At 65.8% G+C, this 12,169-nt stretch carries 15 protein-coding genes and 1 pseudogene; all 16 read left to right on the top strand.

Annotation, left to right across the window (positions count from 1 at the left end):
• Nucleotides 1-401 (top strand): annotated as a pseudogene (locus Q8R81_RS15865) (ATP-binding protein); the annotation flags it as partial.
• A gap of 113 nt (nucleotides 402-514) precedes the next feature.
• The gene (locus Q8R81_RS15860; protein WP_305619495.1) at nucleotides 515-1,678 is read left to right on the top strand and encodes a phage portal protein; all 1,164 of its coding nucleotides are present in this window, start codon (nucleotides 515-517) and stop codon (nucleotides 1,676-1,678) included.
• Nucleotides 1,675-1,983 carry a DUF6127 family protein gene (locus tag Q8R81_RS15855; protein WP_305619494.1) on the top strand — a complete coding sequence of 103 codons (309 nt, stop codon included), beginning with the start codon at nucleotides 1,675-1,677 and terminating at the stop codon, nucleotides 1,981-1,983. Before Q8R81_RS15860 ends, Q8R81_RS15855 begins: the two co-directional genes overlap by 4 nt.
• Nucleotides 1,980-2,411 (top strand): HK97 family phage prohead protease, encoded by a 432-nt coding sequence (locus Q8R81_RS15850; RefSeq protein WP_305619493.1) that lies wholly within the window; start codon nucleotides 1,980-1,982, stop codon nucleotides 2,409-2,411. Before Q8R81_RS15855 ends, Q8R81_RS15850 begins: the two co-directional genes overlap by 4 nt.
• Before the next feature lie 95 nt (nucleotides 2,412-2,506).
• Entirely contained in the window at nucleotides 2,507-3,652 is a 1,146-nt protein-coding gene (locus Q8R81_RS15845) for a phage major capsid protein (RefSeq protein ID WP_305619492.1), read from the top strand.
• 101 nt (nucleotides 3,653-3,753) lie between these two features.
• A complete protein-coding gene (locus tag Q8R81_RS15840; RefSeq protein ID WP_305619491.1) occupies nucleotides 3,754-4,305 on the top strand; it encodes a hypothetical protein in 552 nt (183 codons plus the stop codon).
• Nucleotides 4,302-4,460: a hypothetical protein gene (locus Q8R81_RS15835; RefSeq protein ID WP_305619490.1), complete on the top strand. Its 159-nt coding sequence runs from the start codon at nucleotides 4,302-4,304 to the stop codon at nucleotides 4,458-4,460. Before Q8R81_RS15840 ends, Q8R81_RS15835 begins: the two co-directional genes overlap by 4 nt.
• Nucleotides 4,461-4,464: 4 nt before the next feature.
• A complete protein-coding gene (locus Q8R81_RS15830) occupies nucleotides 4,465-4,848 on the top strand; it encodes a DUF3168 domain-containing protein (protein WP_305619489.1) in 384 nt (127 codons plus the stop codon).
• A gap of 28 nt (nucleotides 4,849-4,876) precedes the next feature.
• Nucleotides 4,877-5,284, top strand: coding sequence for a phage major tail protein, TP901-1 family (locus tag Q8R81_RS15825; RefSeq protein ID WP_305619488.1), 408 nt, complete (start codon nucleotides 4,877-4,879; stop codon nucleotides 5,282-5,284).
• Nucleotides 5,284-5,595 (top strand): gene transfer agent family protein, encoded by a 312-nt coding sequence (locus Q8R81_RS15820; protein ID WP_305619487.1) that lies wholly within the window; start codon nucleotides 5,284-5,286, stop codon nucleotides 5,593-5,595. Before Q8R81_RS15825 ends, Q8R81_RS15820 begins: the two co-directional genes overlap by 1 nt.
• On the top strand, nucleotides 5,592-5,789 hold the full coding sequence (locus tag Q8R81_RS15815; RefSeq protein ID WP_305619486.1) for a phage tail assembly chaperone: 198 nt from the start codon (nucleotides 5,592-5,594) through the stop codon (nucleotides 5,787-5,789). Before Q8R81_RS15820 ends, Q8R81_RS15815 begins: the two co-directional genes overlap by 4 nt.
• The gene (locus Q8R81_RS15810) at nucleotides 5,779-6,354 is read left to right on the top strand and encodes a tail tape measure protein (protein WP_305619485.1); all 576 of its coding nucleotides are present in this window, start codon (nucleotides 5,779-5,781) and stop codon (nucleotides 6,352-6,354) included. The genes Q8R81_RS15815 and Q8R81_RS15810 overlap by 11 nt, the downstream gene beginning before the upstream one ends.
• A 16-nt stretch (nucleotides 6,355-6,370) precedes the next feature.
• Nucleotides 6,371-8,710 carry a DUF2460 domain-containing protein gene (locus tag Q8R81_RS15805; protein ID WP_305619484.1) on the top strand — a complete coding sequence of 780 codons (2,340 nt, stop codon included), beginning with the start codon at nucleotides 6,371-6,373 and terminating at the stop codon, nucleotides 8,708-8,710.
• Entirely contained in the window at nucleotides 8,707-9,525 is an 819-nt protein-coding gene (locus Q8R81_RS15800) for a DUF2163 domain-containing protein (protein ID WP_305619483.1), read from the top strand. Before Q8R81_RS15805 ends, Q8R81_RS15800 begins: the two co-directional genes overlap by 4 nt.
• Complete coding sequence (locus Q8R81_RS15795) at nucleotides 9,522-9,950, top strand: peptidoglycan endopeptidase (RefSeq protein ID WP_305619482.1); 429 nt, start codon at nucleotides 9,522-9,524, stop codon at nucleotides 9,948-9,950. The genes Q8R81_RS15800 and Q8R81_RS15795 overlap by 4 nt, the downstream gene beginning before the upstream one ends.
• Nucleotides 9,938-12,148: a phage tail protein gene (locus Q8R81_RS15790; RefSeq protein WP_305619481.1), complete on the top strand. Its 2,211-nt coding sequence runs from the start codon at nucleotides 9,938-9,940 to the stop codon at nucleotides 12,146-12,148. The genes Q8R81_RS15795 and Q8R81_RS15790 overlap by 13 nt, the downstream gene beginning before the upstream one ends.
• Nucleotides 12,149-12,169: the final 21 nt, after the last annotated feature.

Below are 12,169 nucleotides of genomic sequence, written 5' to 3'. Positions count from 1 at the left end.
CGGATTGTTCGGTAGAACAGGCCAGCCCCGAGCGATGGGCCCGCGCCGTTGCAAATGCCGCCCGCGCCTGGTCAGCCGACCGGGTTGTGGCCGAGGCGAACCAGGGGGGTGAAATGGTGGGCGCGGTGTTGCGCGCCGCCGAAGCATCGCTGCCCTTGCGCCTTGTCCATGCGAGCCGGGGCAAGACGGCGCGGGCCGAGCCGGTGGCGGCGCTCTATGAAGCGGGGCGTGTGCGCCATGCGGGGATGTTTGCCGCGCTTGAGGACGAGCTGTGCGGGTTGATGCCGGGCGGCGAGTATCAGGGGCCGGGGCGATCTCCCGACCGGGCCGATGCCTGTGTCTGGGCGCTGACCGAGCTGATGCTGGGGCAGCAGGCGGAGCCGCGTATCTGGTTTGATTGAGGGGGATTGGGTCGAACATGCCCTCCCCCAGCCCCTCCCGCTTGCGGGAGGGGGGATTGTGGACGCCCTTGCTGCGCGCGGGCTGACTTTTTCAATTTTGCGAAAGGGACATCATGTCGTTCTTTCAATCGCTTGCCGCTGCCTTCAAGGGCGAGGCGGTGACGCCGCGTGCGCCGCTGGGGCGCAGTTTTGTTTCGCCTTGGGTTGCCGCTTCGGACTGGCGCGGGGATACCGCGAGGGGGCCGATCAACTATCCGGTGGCGATCCGCGAGGCGTACTTGCGCAACCCGGTGGCGCAGCGTGCGGTGCGGCTGGTGGCCGAGGGGATCGGCGGGGCGCCGGTCAAGGCTTCGGACCCTGCGCTGCTGGCGCTGGTCAGCGAAACGAGCGCGGGCCAGCCGCTGCTGGAGACGCTGGCGGCGCATCTGATGCTGCACGGCAACGGCTATGTGCAAGTGCTGCGCGATGCCGATGGCGTGCCGGTGGAACTGTTTGCGCTGCGGCCCGAGCGCGTGACGGTGATCCCCGATGCGGGCGGATGGCCTGCGGCCTTTGCCTACAAGGTGGGCGAGAAGGGCATGCGGATCGAGGCGCTCGACGATTTCGGGCGGGCGAACCTGATCCATGTGAAGCACTTTCACCCGGTGGACGACCATTACGGCGCGGGCTGCCTGGAAGCGGCGGAAGAGGCCGTGGCGATCCACAATGCGGCGGCGCGGTGGAACCGGGCCCTGCTGGAGAACGCGGCGCGGCCATCGGGTGCGCTGGTCTATGATCCGGGCGAGCCGGGCGCGGCGCTGACCGCCGACCAGTTCGAGCGGATCAAGAGCGAGCTGACCACGGCCTATTCGGGCATGGGCAATGCCGGGCGGCCGATGCTGCTGGAAGGGGGCCTTCGCTGGCAGGCGATGGCGCTGACCCCTGCGGACATGGACTTTGCCACGCTGAAATCGGCTGCGGCGCGGGACATTGCACTGGCCTTTGGTGTGCCGCCGATGCTGCTGGGGATTCCGGGCGACAACACTTACGCCAATTACCGCGAGGCCAACCGCGCGCTGTGGCGGCTGACGCTGCTGCCGGTGGCGGGCAAGATTTTGAGCGCGCTCGCCGAAGGGCTGAAGCCGTGGTTTGCGGACGCCAGCCTTTCGGTCGATCTGGACGGCGTGCCTGCGCTGGCCGAGGATCGGGAGCGGTTGTGGGCGCAGGTTTCGGGGGCCGATTTCCTTTCGGACGATGAGAAGCGCGGGCTGCTCGGGCTTGATCAGGTGCAGGCATGACGCGCGAGGATATGCTGGCGCGGCTGATTGCGCAGGCGAGTGACGAGGGCACTGACCTCGTCACGCTGCGGGCCATCGTGGAGGAAGCCTCTGATCTGGGCGCGGTGCGGGCGTTGAACCGGATGGGGCTGGGCGATGATGATGCGCACAGCGATCTGGCCGAATTGCGCCAGCTGCTCGGTGCGTGGCGCGATGCCAAGGCCAGCGCGTGGAAAGCGGCGATTGGCTGGGTGGTGCGCGCGGTGCTGGCACTGCTGCTGTTTGCCATCGCGGTGCGGATGGGTTCGGCGGAGTTGGTGCGATGAAGGCCCCGCTGAAATTTGCAGGCTATGCCGCGATCTTTCGCAAGCGTGACAGCGGCGGCGACACGATCATGCCAGGTGCGTTCAAAGGCAGCCTTGAGCGGCGGTTGGCCGAGGGGCTGAAGCTTCCGCTGCTTTGGCAGCACCGGCCCGACCAGCAGATCGGCTGGATCGAAAGCGCGGGCGAGGACGAGCGGGGCCTGCGCGTGGTGGCGCGGGTGGATGCGGCGGATTCCGCAGCGGCACGGGCGCTGAAAGACGGCGCGGTGGACGGCCTCTCGTTCGGATACCGCGTTCTGCAGGGCCGCGCTTTGCCCGGCGGGCGCGAGTTGAACGACCTTGAGATCATCGAGGTGAGCCTCGTGACCCGGCCAATGCAGCCGCTGGCCCGCGTGCATTACGTGGAGGGCGGCGAGCAGGCTGCGGCCTGAACCGCGCCGTCCCTCCCCCAATTCACATCAATCGAAGTCCCCCTCAGGCCGACCGTTGCGGCGACCTGTTTCATGCAGAAAGGACGTTTAGCCACATGGATAATCTTGACATCGAGACCAAGGCGGATGCGCTCACCGGTTCGTTCGACATCATCGAGCGGCAGGAAGCCCATGACGCCGCCATCGCCGCGCTGCGCAGCGAAGTGGAAGAAGTGAAGGGCCGCATCGACAAGGCAGGTCGCGCGGCAGTTCGCCCGATGCTGGGCGGTTCAGCAAATGCCGCACGTGATCTTTCGGGCTTCATCGACGGTTATGTTCGCACTGGCCGTGAGACCGAACTGAAGGCGCTTTCGGGCACCGTGGGTGCGGATGGCGGCTTTGCCGTGCCGCAGCAGATCGATGAACTGATCGCCCGCCGTCTGGTGGAGATCAGCCCGATCCGCAATCTGGCAAGCGTGGTGCGCACCGGCACGTCGGGCTTCCGCCGTCTGGTTTCGACCGGTGGTGCGGCGTCTGGCTGGGTCAGCGAGACCGGCGCGCGTCCTGAAACGGCAACGCCGACTCTGGCTGAAATCGTGCCGCCATCGGGTGAGCTTTATGCCAACCCTTCGGCGACGCAGGCCATGCTCGACGATGCGGCATTCGACGTGGAAGGCTGGCTGGCGAATGAAATCGCCACCGAGTTTGCCCGCGCCGAGGGTGCAGCCTTCGTCAACGGCACCGGTGTGAACCAGCCGCGCGGTTTCCTTGCCGCGCCGACCAGCGTGGCCGGTGACGCTGCCCGTGCTTTCGGTTCGCTGCAGTTCATCGGATCGGGCAATGCCGCCGGGTTCGATACGGCGCCGGAAGCAAAGCTGATCGATCTGGTGTTCCAGCTGAAGGCGCCGCTGCGCCAGGGTGCGGCGTGGGTGATGAATTCGGCCACGCTGGCGGTGATCCGCAAGCTGAAGACCGCCGATGGGGCGTTCCTGTGGCAGCCGGGCATGATCGAGGGCCAGCCCGACCGCCTGCTGGGCTATCCGGTGGTAGAAGCCGAGGACATGCCGGACGTGGCAGCCAACGCGTTCCCGATTGCGTTCGGTAACTTCAAGGCCGGGTATCTGATCGCGGAGCGCCAGCAGACCACGATCCTGCGCGATCCCTACACCAACAAGCCCTACGTCCAGTTCTATGCCACCCGCCGTGTGGGCGGGCAGGTGATGGACAGCGACGCGATCAAGCTGCTGCGTATCGCGGCCTGATGGTGACTGCCGGATAGGCTTAGCGCCAGTCCGGTTGGCCTGCGACGGTCCCCCCCTTGCCGTCGCAGGCCCCCTTTTCCTTACATTGACCGGAGATTGCCATGATGCGGGCAATTGTTGCGCCGCCAGCCTTGGCTTCGGCCGCGCTGAGCGAACTCAAGGCCTGGCTGGGAATCAGCCGGTCAACCGACGATGCCGAACTGCTGGCGCTGATGCGCAGCGCCATCGACCTGTGCGAGGGCTTTACCGGCACGATGCCGCTGCAATCGGGCTGCGAGGAAGTGCTTGCGGCGCGCGGTGACTGGCAGGCGCTTTCCGCCCAGCCGATGCGCGCGATCACGGCGCTGGCGGCGCTGGACACCGCCGGGGCGCGGACGGCGCTGGCGGCGAGCGATTATGAATTCGACATCGACGCCACTGGGCGCGGGCTGGTGCGGCTGTTGAAGCCCATCACGCAGAGCCGGGTGGTGGTGACATACTCCGCCGGACTTGCCGATGACTGGGCGGGCCTGCCCGAAGCGATCCGCCACGGCGTGATCCGGCTGGCCGCGCATCAGCACCGGGCCCGGGATGACGAGAAGAAGTCCGAGCTTCTGCCACCTGCTGCCGTGGCAGCGCTGTGGCGACCGTGGCGGCGGATGCGGCTGGCATGATCGAGGCGAGCACACAGATCGGGCCGCTGGTGCAGCGGCTGGTCGAGAAAGCCGAAGCGCTGGCCAAGGCGCGCGCGGTGATGATGGCGCGGCGGCGCGATGCGAGGCGCTGGCGCAAGGCGCGCCTGCTTTGGCCGCTGTTTGGTGAGGACTAGTCTCATGGAAATCCCTTTTCGCGCCGTGCTGATCGACTGGCTGGCGAGTGATGCAGCGCTGAACGCCGTGGTCGAGGAAGCGCCGTTGCGCACCGCCCTGCCCTGGCTGGCGCTGACGACTAGCGCGAGCACCAACTGGGGCACCAAAACTTTGGCCGGGCGCGAGATCCGCGTGGCGCTGGAGCTGAACTTCAGGAGCGACGATCCGCTGGGCGGTGCGGCGTTGGTTTCGGCCATCGAAGCGCGGGTGGAGAGCCTGCCTGCGGATCAATCCGCCGCCGGCTTTCGCGTGGCGAGCCTGAGCCTGTTGCGGGCGCGGGCAGAACAGCGTGGCGAAGCGCTGCGCGTGGTCGTGCTGGAATACCGGGCGCGCGTGATGGCGGCCTGACTCTTCAATTTAGACAAGGAGAACTGACATGGCAGCCCAGAAGGGAAGCGCGTTTCTGCTGAAGATCAGCGATGGCGCGGCAACGCCGACCTACAACACCGTGGCGGGCCTGCGCACCACGCAGATGTCGATCAACGGCGAGGCGGTGGTGATCACCAGCAAGGATTCTGGCGGTTGGCGCGAGCTGCTGACCGGCGCGGGAACGCGATCGGTGACGGTGAGCGCGGCTGGGATTTTCCTTGGCAGCGCCGCAGAAGGGCAAGTGCGCGGCAATGCGCTGGCCGGGACCATCGCGGACTATGAGCTGTCGTTCGAGGGCGGCGAGAAGATGCGGGGCAAGTTCCTGGTCCAGCGGCTCGATTATTCCGGCGATTTCAACGGTGAGCGCAATTACACCATGACGCTCGAAAGCTCGGGCGTGGTGGCGCAGGTCTGATGAGCGCGGCGAACCCGCATCGGGGGGAAACGGTGCTGATGATCGGCGGACAGCCGCTGGTGCTGCGTCCGACGTTTGGCGCGCTGGTGGCGGCTGAGGAGGAGCTTGGCCCGCTGTTTGCGCTGGTGGAGCGGGCGAGCGCCGGGCAGCTGCGGCTGGGCGAAATGGTGGCGCTGTTCTGGCATTGCCTGCGTGAGCGTGGCGGGCTGGAGCGTGCAGACTTTGCCGAGGCGGTGGCGCGCGAGGGATTGGCCGCTTGCACGCCAGTGCTGCGCGCGCTGATCGTGCAGGTGCTGAAGGGTAGCGGGTGAGCGGGCGGTTTGGCGCTGGCGCGGCGCGGCTTTCGGGCCACGCTGCGCTGCTGCTGGGCTGGACGCCGGACACGTTCTGGACCGCGACGCCCGAGGAACTGGCCACGATACTCACCGCCCTGCGCGCGCCCGATGGCGAAGGCGTGGATCGCGGCACAATCGACAGACTGATGGAGCAAGACCGTGGCGGATGAACTCGACACGCTGATGATCGACGTGCGCGCGAATACCTCGGGCTTCACCGCCGATGTGGCGCAGATGCGGGGCAGCTTTGACTCGATCCTCGTGGACGGGTTCGGGCGCGCCGGGGACACGCTGGAGCGTGGGCTGCTGGGGGCGATCCGGCGCGGGTCGCTGGGGTTCGAAGACCTGCGGCGCGTGGCGTTGAACGTGATGGGCGATATTGCGGCGCAGGCCGTGAGCGCCGGGATCGGATCGCTGGGCGGTACGGGCGCGGGGCAGTCTGCGGGGATTGGCGGGCTGCTGTCAGGGCTGGTCGGATCGATCTTCGGGCTGCCGGGGCGTGCGACGGGTGGGCCGGTGGCGCCGGGGCGTGGCTATCTGGTGGGCGAGCGGGGGCCGGAACTGTTCGTGCCGACGTCGGCGGGGCGGGTGGAGCCTTCGCTAGGCGGCAAGGGGCGGGACGTAAACGTCTCGATCCGCATTGTCAGTCCGCAGGGCAGCAGCCAGCCCGAAAGCCTGCGCCGTTCGGGCAAGCAGGTGGCGCAGGCGGTGCGCCGGGCGCTGAGCGACTTCTGACAGCTGAGGAATTGGCATGACTTACTGGCTGGCAACGCGCCGCACGGTGCAGCAGACCGACACGATCCAGCGCTTTGACCCGCGTTTCTGGACGGTGAACTTCCCCCGGCCCGCAATGGCGTCGGTGGTGACCACTGCGCCCGACGCGTTGCGGGTGGATGCGGTGTTCCGCAAGGCCGATGACCTGATCGGGCTGATCTGGGAATCGCAGGACAAGTGGGACCATCCGCTGCTGTCTTACGAAACGAAGCGCGATTATTCGCGGCTGACGCTGTCGTTTCGTTGGCGTTCGGCGGGTGTGTTGCCACTGGATGCAGTGAACGGGCCGACGCTGACGATTGAAGGGCGCGATGCGGCGGGCAATGCGCGGGCGTGGTATGTGCGACTGTGGAACTATGCCGAGGGTACGCCGACCGACGCGCAGGTAACCTTGCGGTTTTCGGAGCTGAGTGGCGGGTTCCTGCTGCCAGCAGAAGCAGACCCGGTGCATCCGGCGGACATTGACCGGCTGTTTATCTCGCTGGTGGCGCCGGGATATGGGGCGGGCAATGCTGCGCCGTTTGCGGCTTCGGTCGAGGGCTGGGTCGAACTGACCGAGGTGTCTTGCCAGGGGCACAAGCCGATGCTGACGCTGGGCGACGTGATGGTGCCGCCACACGGGCTTTCGATATGTACTGGTTATGACGATGCCTACAACCTGACTCCGGCGCGCGTGCTGCGGCAGATCAGGGGTCTGGGCTATCGCGGGAGCATCAACCACTACATCGGGATGAGCCACTTCTATGCGATGGTGCCGGATGGTGCTGGAGGCTTTGTTGTGGACCCGGCTCTGCCCGCGATGAACCCGGCGGCGCTGCGGTGGCACGAGGCGTTTCTGGCCGGGGCAGCGGCGATGGGCCAGACGGTGATCGCCTCGCAATCCTATGAATTGCTGGCGCAGAATTGCCCGCCGGATTGGCAGCAGCGCGCGCAGAATGGCGAGCCGGCGCGGACCGGCTGGGTGCCGCCTTCGGCGCTTCTAACGCCCGCCAATGCGCAGGCGATGGCGTGGGTGCGCAAGGTTGGCGTGGCGCTGGTCGGGCTGATGCAGGGGGCTGGATTGCCTGTGCGGCATCAGGTGGGCGAGCCGTGGTGGTGGGTGATGCAGGATCGCCGCATCTGCATCTATGACGATGCAGCCAAGGCAGCGTTTGGCGGCAATCCGGTGAGCATTCCCGATCTGGGTGCGAGTCTGAATGCGGCGCAGAAAGCGTTGCTCGATCAGGCAGGAGCGTTGCTGGCGCAATCGACGGCGGATCTTGCCGCTGCAGTGAAAGCGGCAGCGGGTTCGTCCGGGGCGGAGACGCTGTTGCTGGCATTTCTGCCAACGGTGCTCGATCCGGTGACCCCTGAGGCGTTGCGCGCGAACCTGCCGGCGGGCTGGGCCTCGCCTGCGTTCGATACCTTGCAGCTTGAGGACTATGACTGGGTCACAGCAGGCAAGGATGCGCTGCGGGCACAGGCGCGTGAGATTGCCGAGGCGCGGCTGAACTATCCGCGCGAAAGCCAGCACTACCTGTCGGGTTTCGTGCTGCTGCCGGAAAACGCCGCGGCTGAGTGGGCGCGGATCGATGCGGCGGCGAGTGAGGCCAGGGCGCTGGGTGTGGCCGAGACGTTCATCTGGGCACTGCCGCAAGTGTCGCGCGACGGCTTTACCCGGCTTCCCGAAACGAGCGGAGACGAGACCATGCAATCCTTCGACGATGTCCTGTTTCCGCTGGCGCTGGGACGGGATGCCTCGGTGACGCCGGAGTTTTCGACCAATGTGACGATTACGGCATCGGGGTTTGAGCGGCGCAACAGCCTGTGGTCCGATGCGCGGTTGCGCTTTGATGTGGGACCGGGAGTGCGGTCTGACGCGGAACTGGGCGAGCTGATTTCGTTCTTTCGCGCGCGACGCGGACAGGCGCGCGGGTTCCGCCTGCGTGACCCTTCGGACTTCAGCTCGAACGGGATGACCGGGATGCCTACACCTGGTGACCAGATTCTGGGCGTTGGCGACGGTGCGACAGCGCGCTTTGAACTCGCCAAACATTATGGCGACGGTGCCGACGCTCAGCGGCGGCGGATCACGCGGCCCCGGGCAGAATCGCTGCGCGTCAGTTTGGACGGTGCCGAAACTGGCGACTTTACGCTCGATCCGCTTGGGATCGTTGCTTTCGCCGTGGCTCCGACAGCGGGTACGTTGGTTCGTGCGGGCTTCTTTTTCGATGTCCCTGTCCGCTTTGGCGAGGACAGACTGGACATTTCGGGAGCGGAATTTGCAGCAGGCGAGGCGCCAAGCGTGCCGTTGGTGGAACTGAGGGAAGACGCATGAGCCGGTCGTGGTTCAGCCAGCCGCTGGAGACCGTGGCAGTGTGGTGGCGGATCGAGCGGCGCGACGGTGTGACACTTGGTTTCACCAGCCACGATCGCGACCTGGACGTCGCCGGCCTGCGCCATCGCTCTGCGCCGGGGATGGTGCCATCGGCCGTGCGAAGGTCCGCGACCTTTGAGGCAGATTCGGCGGAAATCGCCGGGGCGCTCAGTCACGATGCGATCAACGAGGCCGACCTTGCAGCAGGGCGTTTTGACGGTGCGCGGGTAACGATGGGCCTGGTCGACTGGGAAACGCTGGACGGCGAAACACTGTTCGCAGGCAGCATCGGTTCCGTAGGCCGCGAAGGTGCACAGTTTTCCGCCGAGCTTGCTTCGGTGAAGCAGCAATTGCTGCGCGAAATCGTGCCCCGGACATCGCCAGCTTGCCGAGCGGAGTTTTGTGGCGAGGGCTGCACACTGTCCGTGGCGCGCTACACCCATGAGGGGGTGCTTTCCGAGATCGGAGGCGAGCGGCAGTGGGTGAAAGTGGCTGGTGCAACGTCAGAAGACTTTGCGTTTGGTTGGCTGAGGCCAGTTGATGGCGGGGACGCCGGGGTCATGTTGCGCATCCGGGCGGTTGAAGGTGGCTGGCTGATGCTGGAACGCCCGCTGGCACCGGAATCATACGCGGGTTTGCGCGTAGTGTTGCGCGAGGGGTGCGACCACACGGTTTCCACCTGCGCGCAACGCTTTGGCAATGCCGTGAACTTTCAAGGGGAGCCTTATCTGCCGGGCAACGACCTGCTGACCCGCTACCCGGTGGCGCAAGGATGACGCGGGCGCTTGGTCAAGCCGCGCTGGGTCTCGTCGGGGTGCCGTTCAGGCTGCATGGGCGCAACGCAACGAGCGGCCTGGATTGCGTAGGTGTTGTTGCCGAGGCGCTGCGCAGGACTGGCGTCAAACCGACTGTGCCGGAAGGTTACTCGCTGCGCGGGACGGCAGTTTCGGGCTTTGTTGGATGCGCAGCGTTGAGCGGGCTGGATCTCGTCGACGCAGATGGCGACGTTGTGCTTTGCATGGTCAACCCAGTGCAGATGCATTTGGCTGTGCGTGCAGGTGACGGTTTTGTTCACGCCAACGCATCGCTGCGCCGAGTGACGTTCATGCCCGGCCCACTTCCCTGGCCTGCAAAAATGCAATGGCGCCTGAGCAATGGTGACTGGCAAAACTTGGATAGGGACCGGACATGGCAACTTTGATCCTTTCGGCGGTCGGCACGGCAATCGGCGGCCCGCTCGGTGGAGCGCTCGGCGCGCTGATCGGCCAGCAGGTCGATTCTGCCGCGATCGGCAAGCGCAAAGTAGAAGGGCCGCGGCTCAAGGAGCTTTCGGTCCAAACATCGAGCTATGGTTCACCTATACCCTTGCATTTCGGCACCATTCGCGCGGCCGGCAGCGTGATCTGGGCAACCGAACTGGTCGAGCATCAGGAACGCTCCGGTGGCGGCAAGGGCCGCCCTTCGGTGACAAGTTATGCGTATACCGCGTCGTTCGCGGTTGCCGTTTCGAGCCGTCCGATCACCGCGATCGGGCGAGTCTGGGCTGACGGCAACCTGCTGCGCGGGGCCGCCGGAGACTTGAAGGTCGGTGGGACGATGCGGGTACATACGGGTCACGGCGACCAGCAACCCGATCCGCTGCTGGTGCAGGCCGAGGGCGCTGAGTTCAATCCGGCTTATCGCAACACGGCCTACATCGTGTTCGAGGATCTGGAATTGGCTGACTATGGCAACCGTCTGCCATCGCTGACGTTTGAGGTAATTGCCGACAGCAGCAGCATAACTGCCGCCGCCGTCTGCCAAGCGCTGATGGATGATGTCGATGCCGACGGCCTTGCGCCGGTGATGCTTTCGGGCCTCACTGTCGATCAGGGCGCGATGGGGAACATCCTGACGGTGCTTGGCGAGATTTCGCCGATTACCTGCTGGGTAGAGAACGAGCGCGTGTCGCTTGGTCTTGCAGAGACCACGGCAACGTCAGACCTGCCGGTTCTTCCGCTTCCTTGCGCTGGGGGGGAGTCTGCCGAGGATGCCCGACAGGACGGGTGGTCACGTAGACGCGATGCGCTTCCTACCTCACAGCAATGCGCGGTCCGGTATTACGACATCGCACGCGACTACCAGCCCGGCCTGCAGCGCAGCATAGGCCGCAGCGAACCGGGCGACGTCACGACCATTGAATTGCCAGTTGCAATGTCGGCTGCGGAGGCAAGCACCGTGGCCGATCAGGCAGCGCGCCGGCGCACGCAGGCGCGCGACACGCTGCGCTACCGCATTACGGAAATCGACGCCGACTTTGCCCCCGGAACCTGCGTGCGAACGCCGGTCGCCGAAGGCATCTGGCGGATCGAGCAATGGGAATGGCAAGCGGACGGAGTGATGCTCGATCTGGTCGCCGCACCTATCCGCGCGCCGCTTTCTGGCTCGGCAGATGCAGGACGTGCGAACCAACCGCCTGATCTTGTTGCAGTGCCGACCCGGATCGTGGCGATGGAATTGCCGTGGGATGGAACCGGAGACGGCACCGCCCGCGCCATTCGCGTTGCGGCCACTGCGGCGACCGCAGGGTGGACTGGAGCATCGGTCTATGCCGAGCTTCCGGACGAGACGCTTCAACCGCTGGGTTCAACAGGGCGCCGCCGCGCAGTGGCAGGAACGGTTCTTACGGTGCTTGGCAGCGCATCACCGCTTTTGTTTGATACCACGTCCAGCGTGGACATCGAACTGGCGGCGGACGATCTTATCCTGGGCAACGCCACTTGGACACAACTGATGCAGGGCGCGAACCTTGTGCTGCTTGGCACAGAACTCTTACAGTTTGGCCGCGCCGAGCGGGTTACGGGTAGCATCTGGCGCTTGACCGCGTTGCTGCGTGGACGTGGCGGAACTGAGCACGCTGTGAACGACCATTCCTTGGCCGAGCGTTTCGTACTGATCGACAGCCCACTCGTCTGGATCGACAACGCGGCTTTCGGCGATGCTGCTAACACCAAGATCGTAGCACTCGGCTTGGGCGACGTGACGGCTGCTGAAAGTCCGGTGATCAACGCAGGATTGACCCTGCGTCCGCTTTCACCGGTACACGGCGTCGTGACCAGGCTTTCAGACGGTTCGGCACATCTGGAGTGGACGCGGCGCGCACGCGGCACGTGGGCGTGGCTTGACATCGTCGACTCACCACTCGGTGAGGCTGAAGAGCTTTGGGAAATTGCCTTTGGCCCCGCAGACAGGCCAACACAGATCTGGCGAACTGCGACGTCCGAACTTGAGATCCCTGCCGCATTGGCGCTGACGCTGACTCAACTGGCTGCATCGCAGAATTTCGCCGCAGAATTTCGGGTGCGGCAAATTGGCCACCAATCGAAGTCCCTCCCGCTCATCATCGCGCTGCCCGCCTGACCGGGCCGATCAGAAGGAGCC

Origin of the sequence: Novosphingobium sp. (assembly GCF_030696665.1) — a bacterium.
Classification (GTDB): Bacteria; Pseudomonadota; Alphaproteobacteria; order Sphingomonadales; family Sphingomonadaceae; genus Novosphingobium.
Note: the sequence above shows the minus strand (reverse complement) of the source record. Positions and strands in the feature narration are given on the sequence as shown.

Excerpts from the sequence above, each read along its gene's own strand:
- Q8R81_RS15800 (WP_305619483.1), top strand. The coding sequence starts at position 8,707 with ATGAGCCGGTCGTGGTTCAGCCAGCCGCTGGAGACCGTGGCAGTGTGG.
- Q8R81_RS15835 (WP_305619490.1), top strand. The coding sequence starts at position 4,302 with ATGATCGAGGCGAGCACACAGATCGGGCCGCTGGTGCAGCGGCTGGTC.
- Q8R81_RS15805 (WP_305619484.1), top strand. The coding sequence starts at position 6,371 with ATGACTTACTGGCTGGCAACGCGCCGCACGGTGCAGCAGACCGACACG.
- Q8R81_RS15860 (WP_305619495.1), top strand. The coding sequence starts at position 515 with ATGTCGTTCTTTCAATCGCTTGCCGCTGCCTTCAAGGGCGAGGCGGTG.
- Q8R81_RS15795 (WP_305619482.1), top strand. The coding sequence starts at position 9,522 with ATGACGCGGGCGCTTGGTCAAGCCGCGCTGGGTCTCGTCGGGGTGCCG.
- Q8R81_RS15850 (WP_305619493.1), top strand. The coding sequence starts at position 1,980 with ATGAAGGCCCCGCTGAAATTTGCAGGCTATGCCGCGATCTTTCGCAAG.
- Q8R81_RS15790 (WP_305619481.1), top strand. The coding sequence starts at position 9,938 with ATGGCAACTTTGATCCTTTCGGCGGTCGGCACGGCAATCGGCGGCCCG.
- Q8R81_RS15825 (WP_305619488.1), top strand. The coding sequence starts at position 4,877 with ATGGCAGCCCAGAAGGGAAGCGCGTTTCTGCTGAAGATCAGCGATGGC.
- Q8R81_RS15830 (WP_305619489.1), top strand. The coding sequence starts at position 4,465 with ATGGAAATCCCTTTTCGCGCCGTGCTGATCGACTGGCTGGCGAGTGAT.
- Q8R81_RS15840 (WP_305619491.1), top strand. The coding sequence starts at position 3,754 with ATGATGCGGGCAATTGTTGCGCCGCCAGCCTTGGCTTCGGCCGCGCTG.
- Q8R81_RS15855 (WP_305619494.1), top strand. The coding sequence starts at position 1,675 with ATGACGCGCGAGGATATGCTGGCGCGGCTGATTGCGCAGGCGAGTGAC.
- Q8R81_RS15845 (WP_305619492.1), top strand. The coding sequence starts at position 2,507 with ATGGATAATCTTGACATCGAGACCAAGGCGGATGCGCTCACCGGTTCG.
- Q8R81_RS15820 (WP_305619487.1), top strand. The coding sequence starts at position 5,284 with ATGAGCGCGGCGAACCCGCATCGGGGGGAAACGGTGCTGATGATCGGC.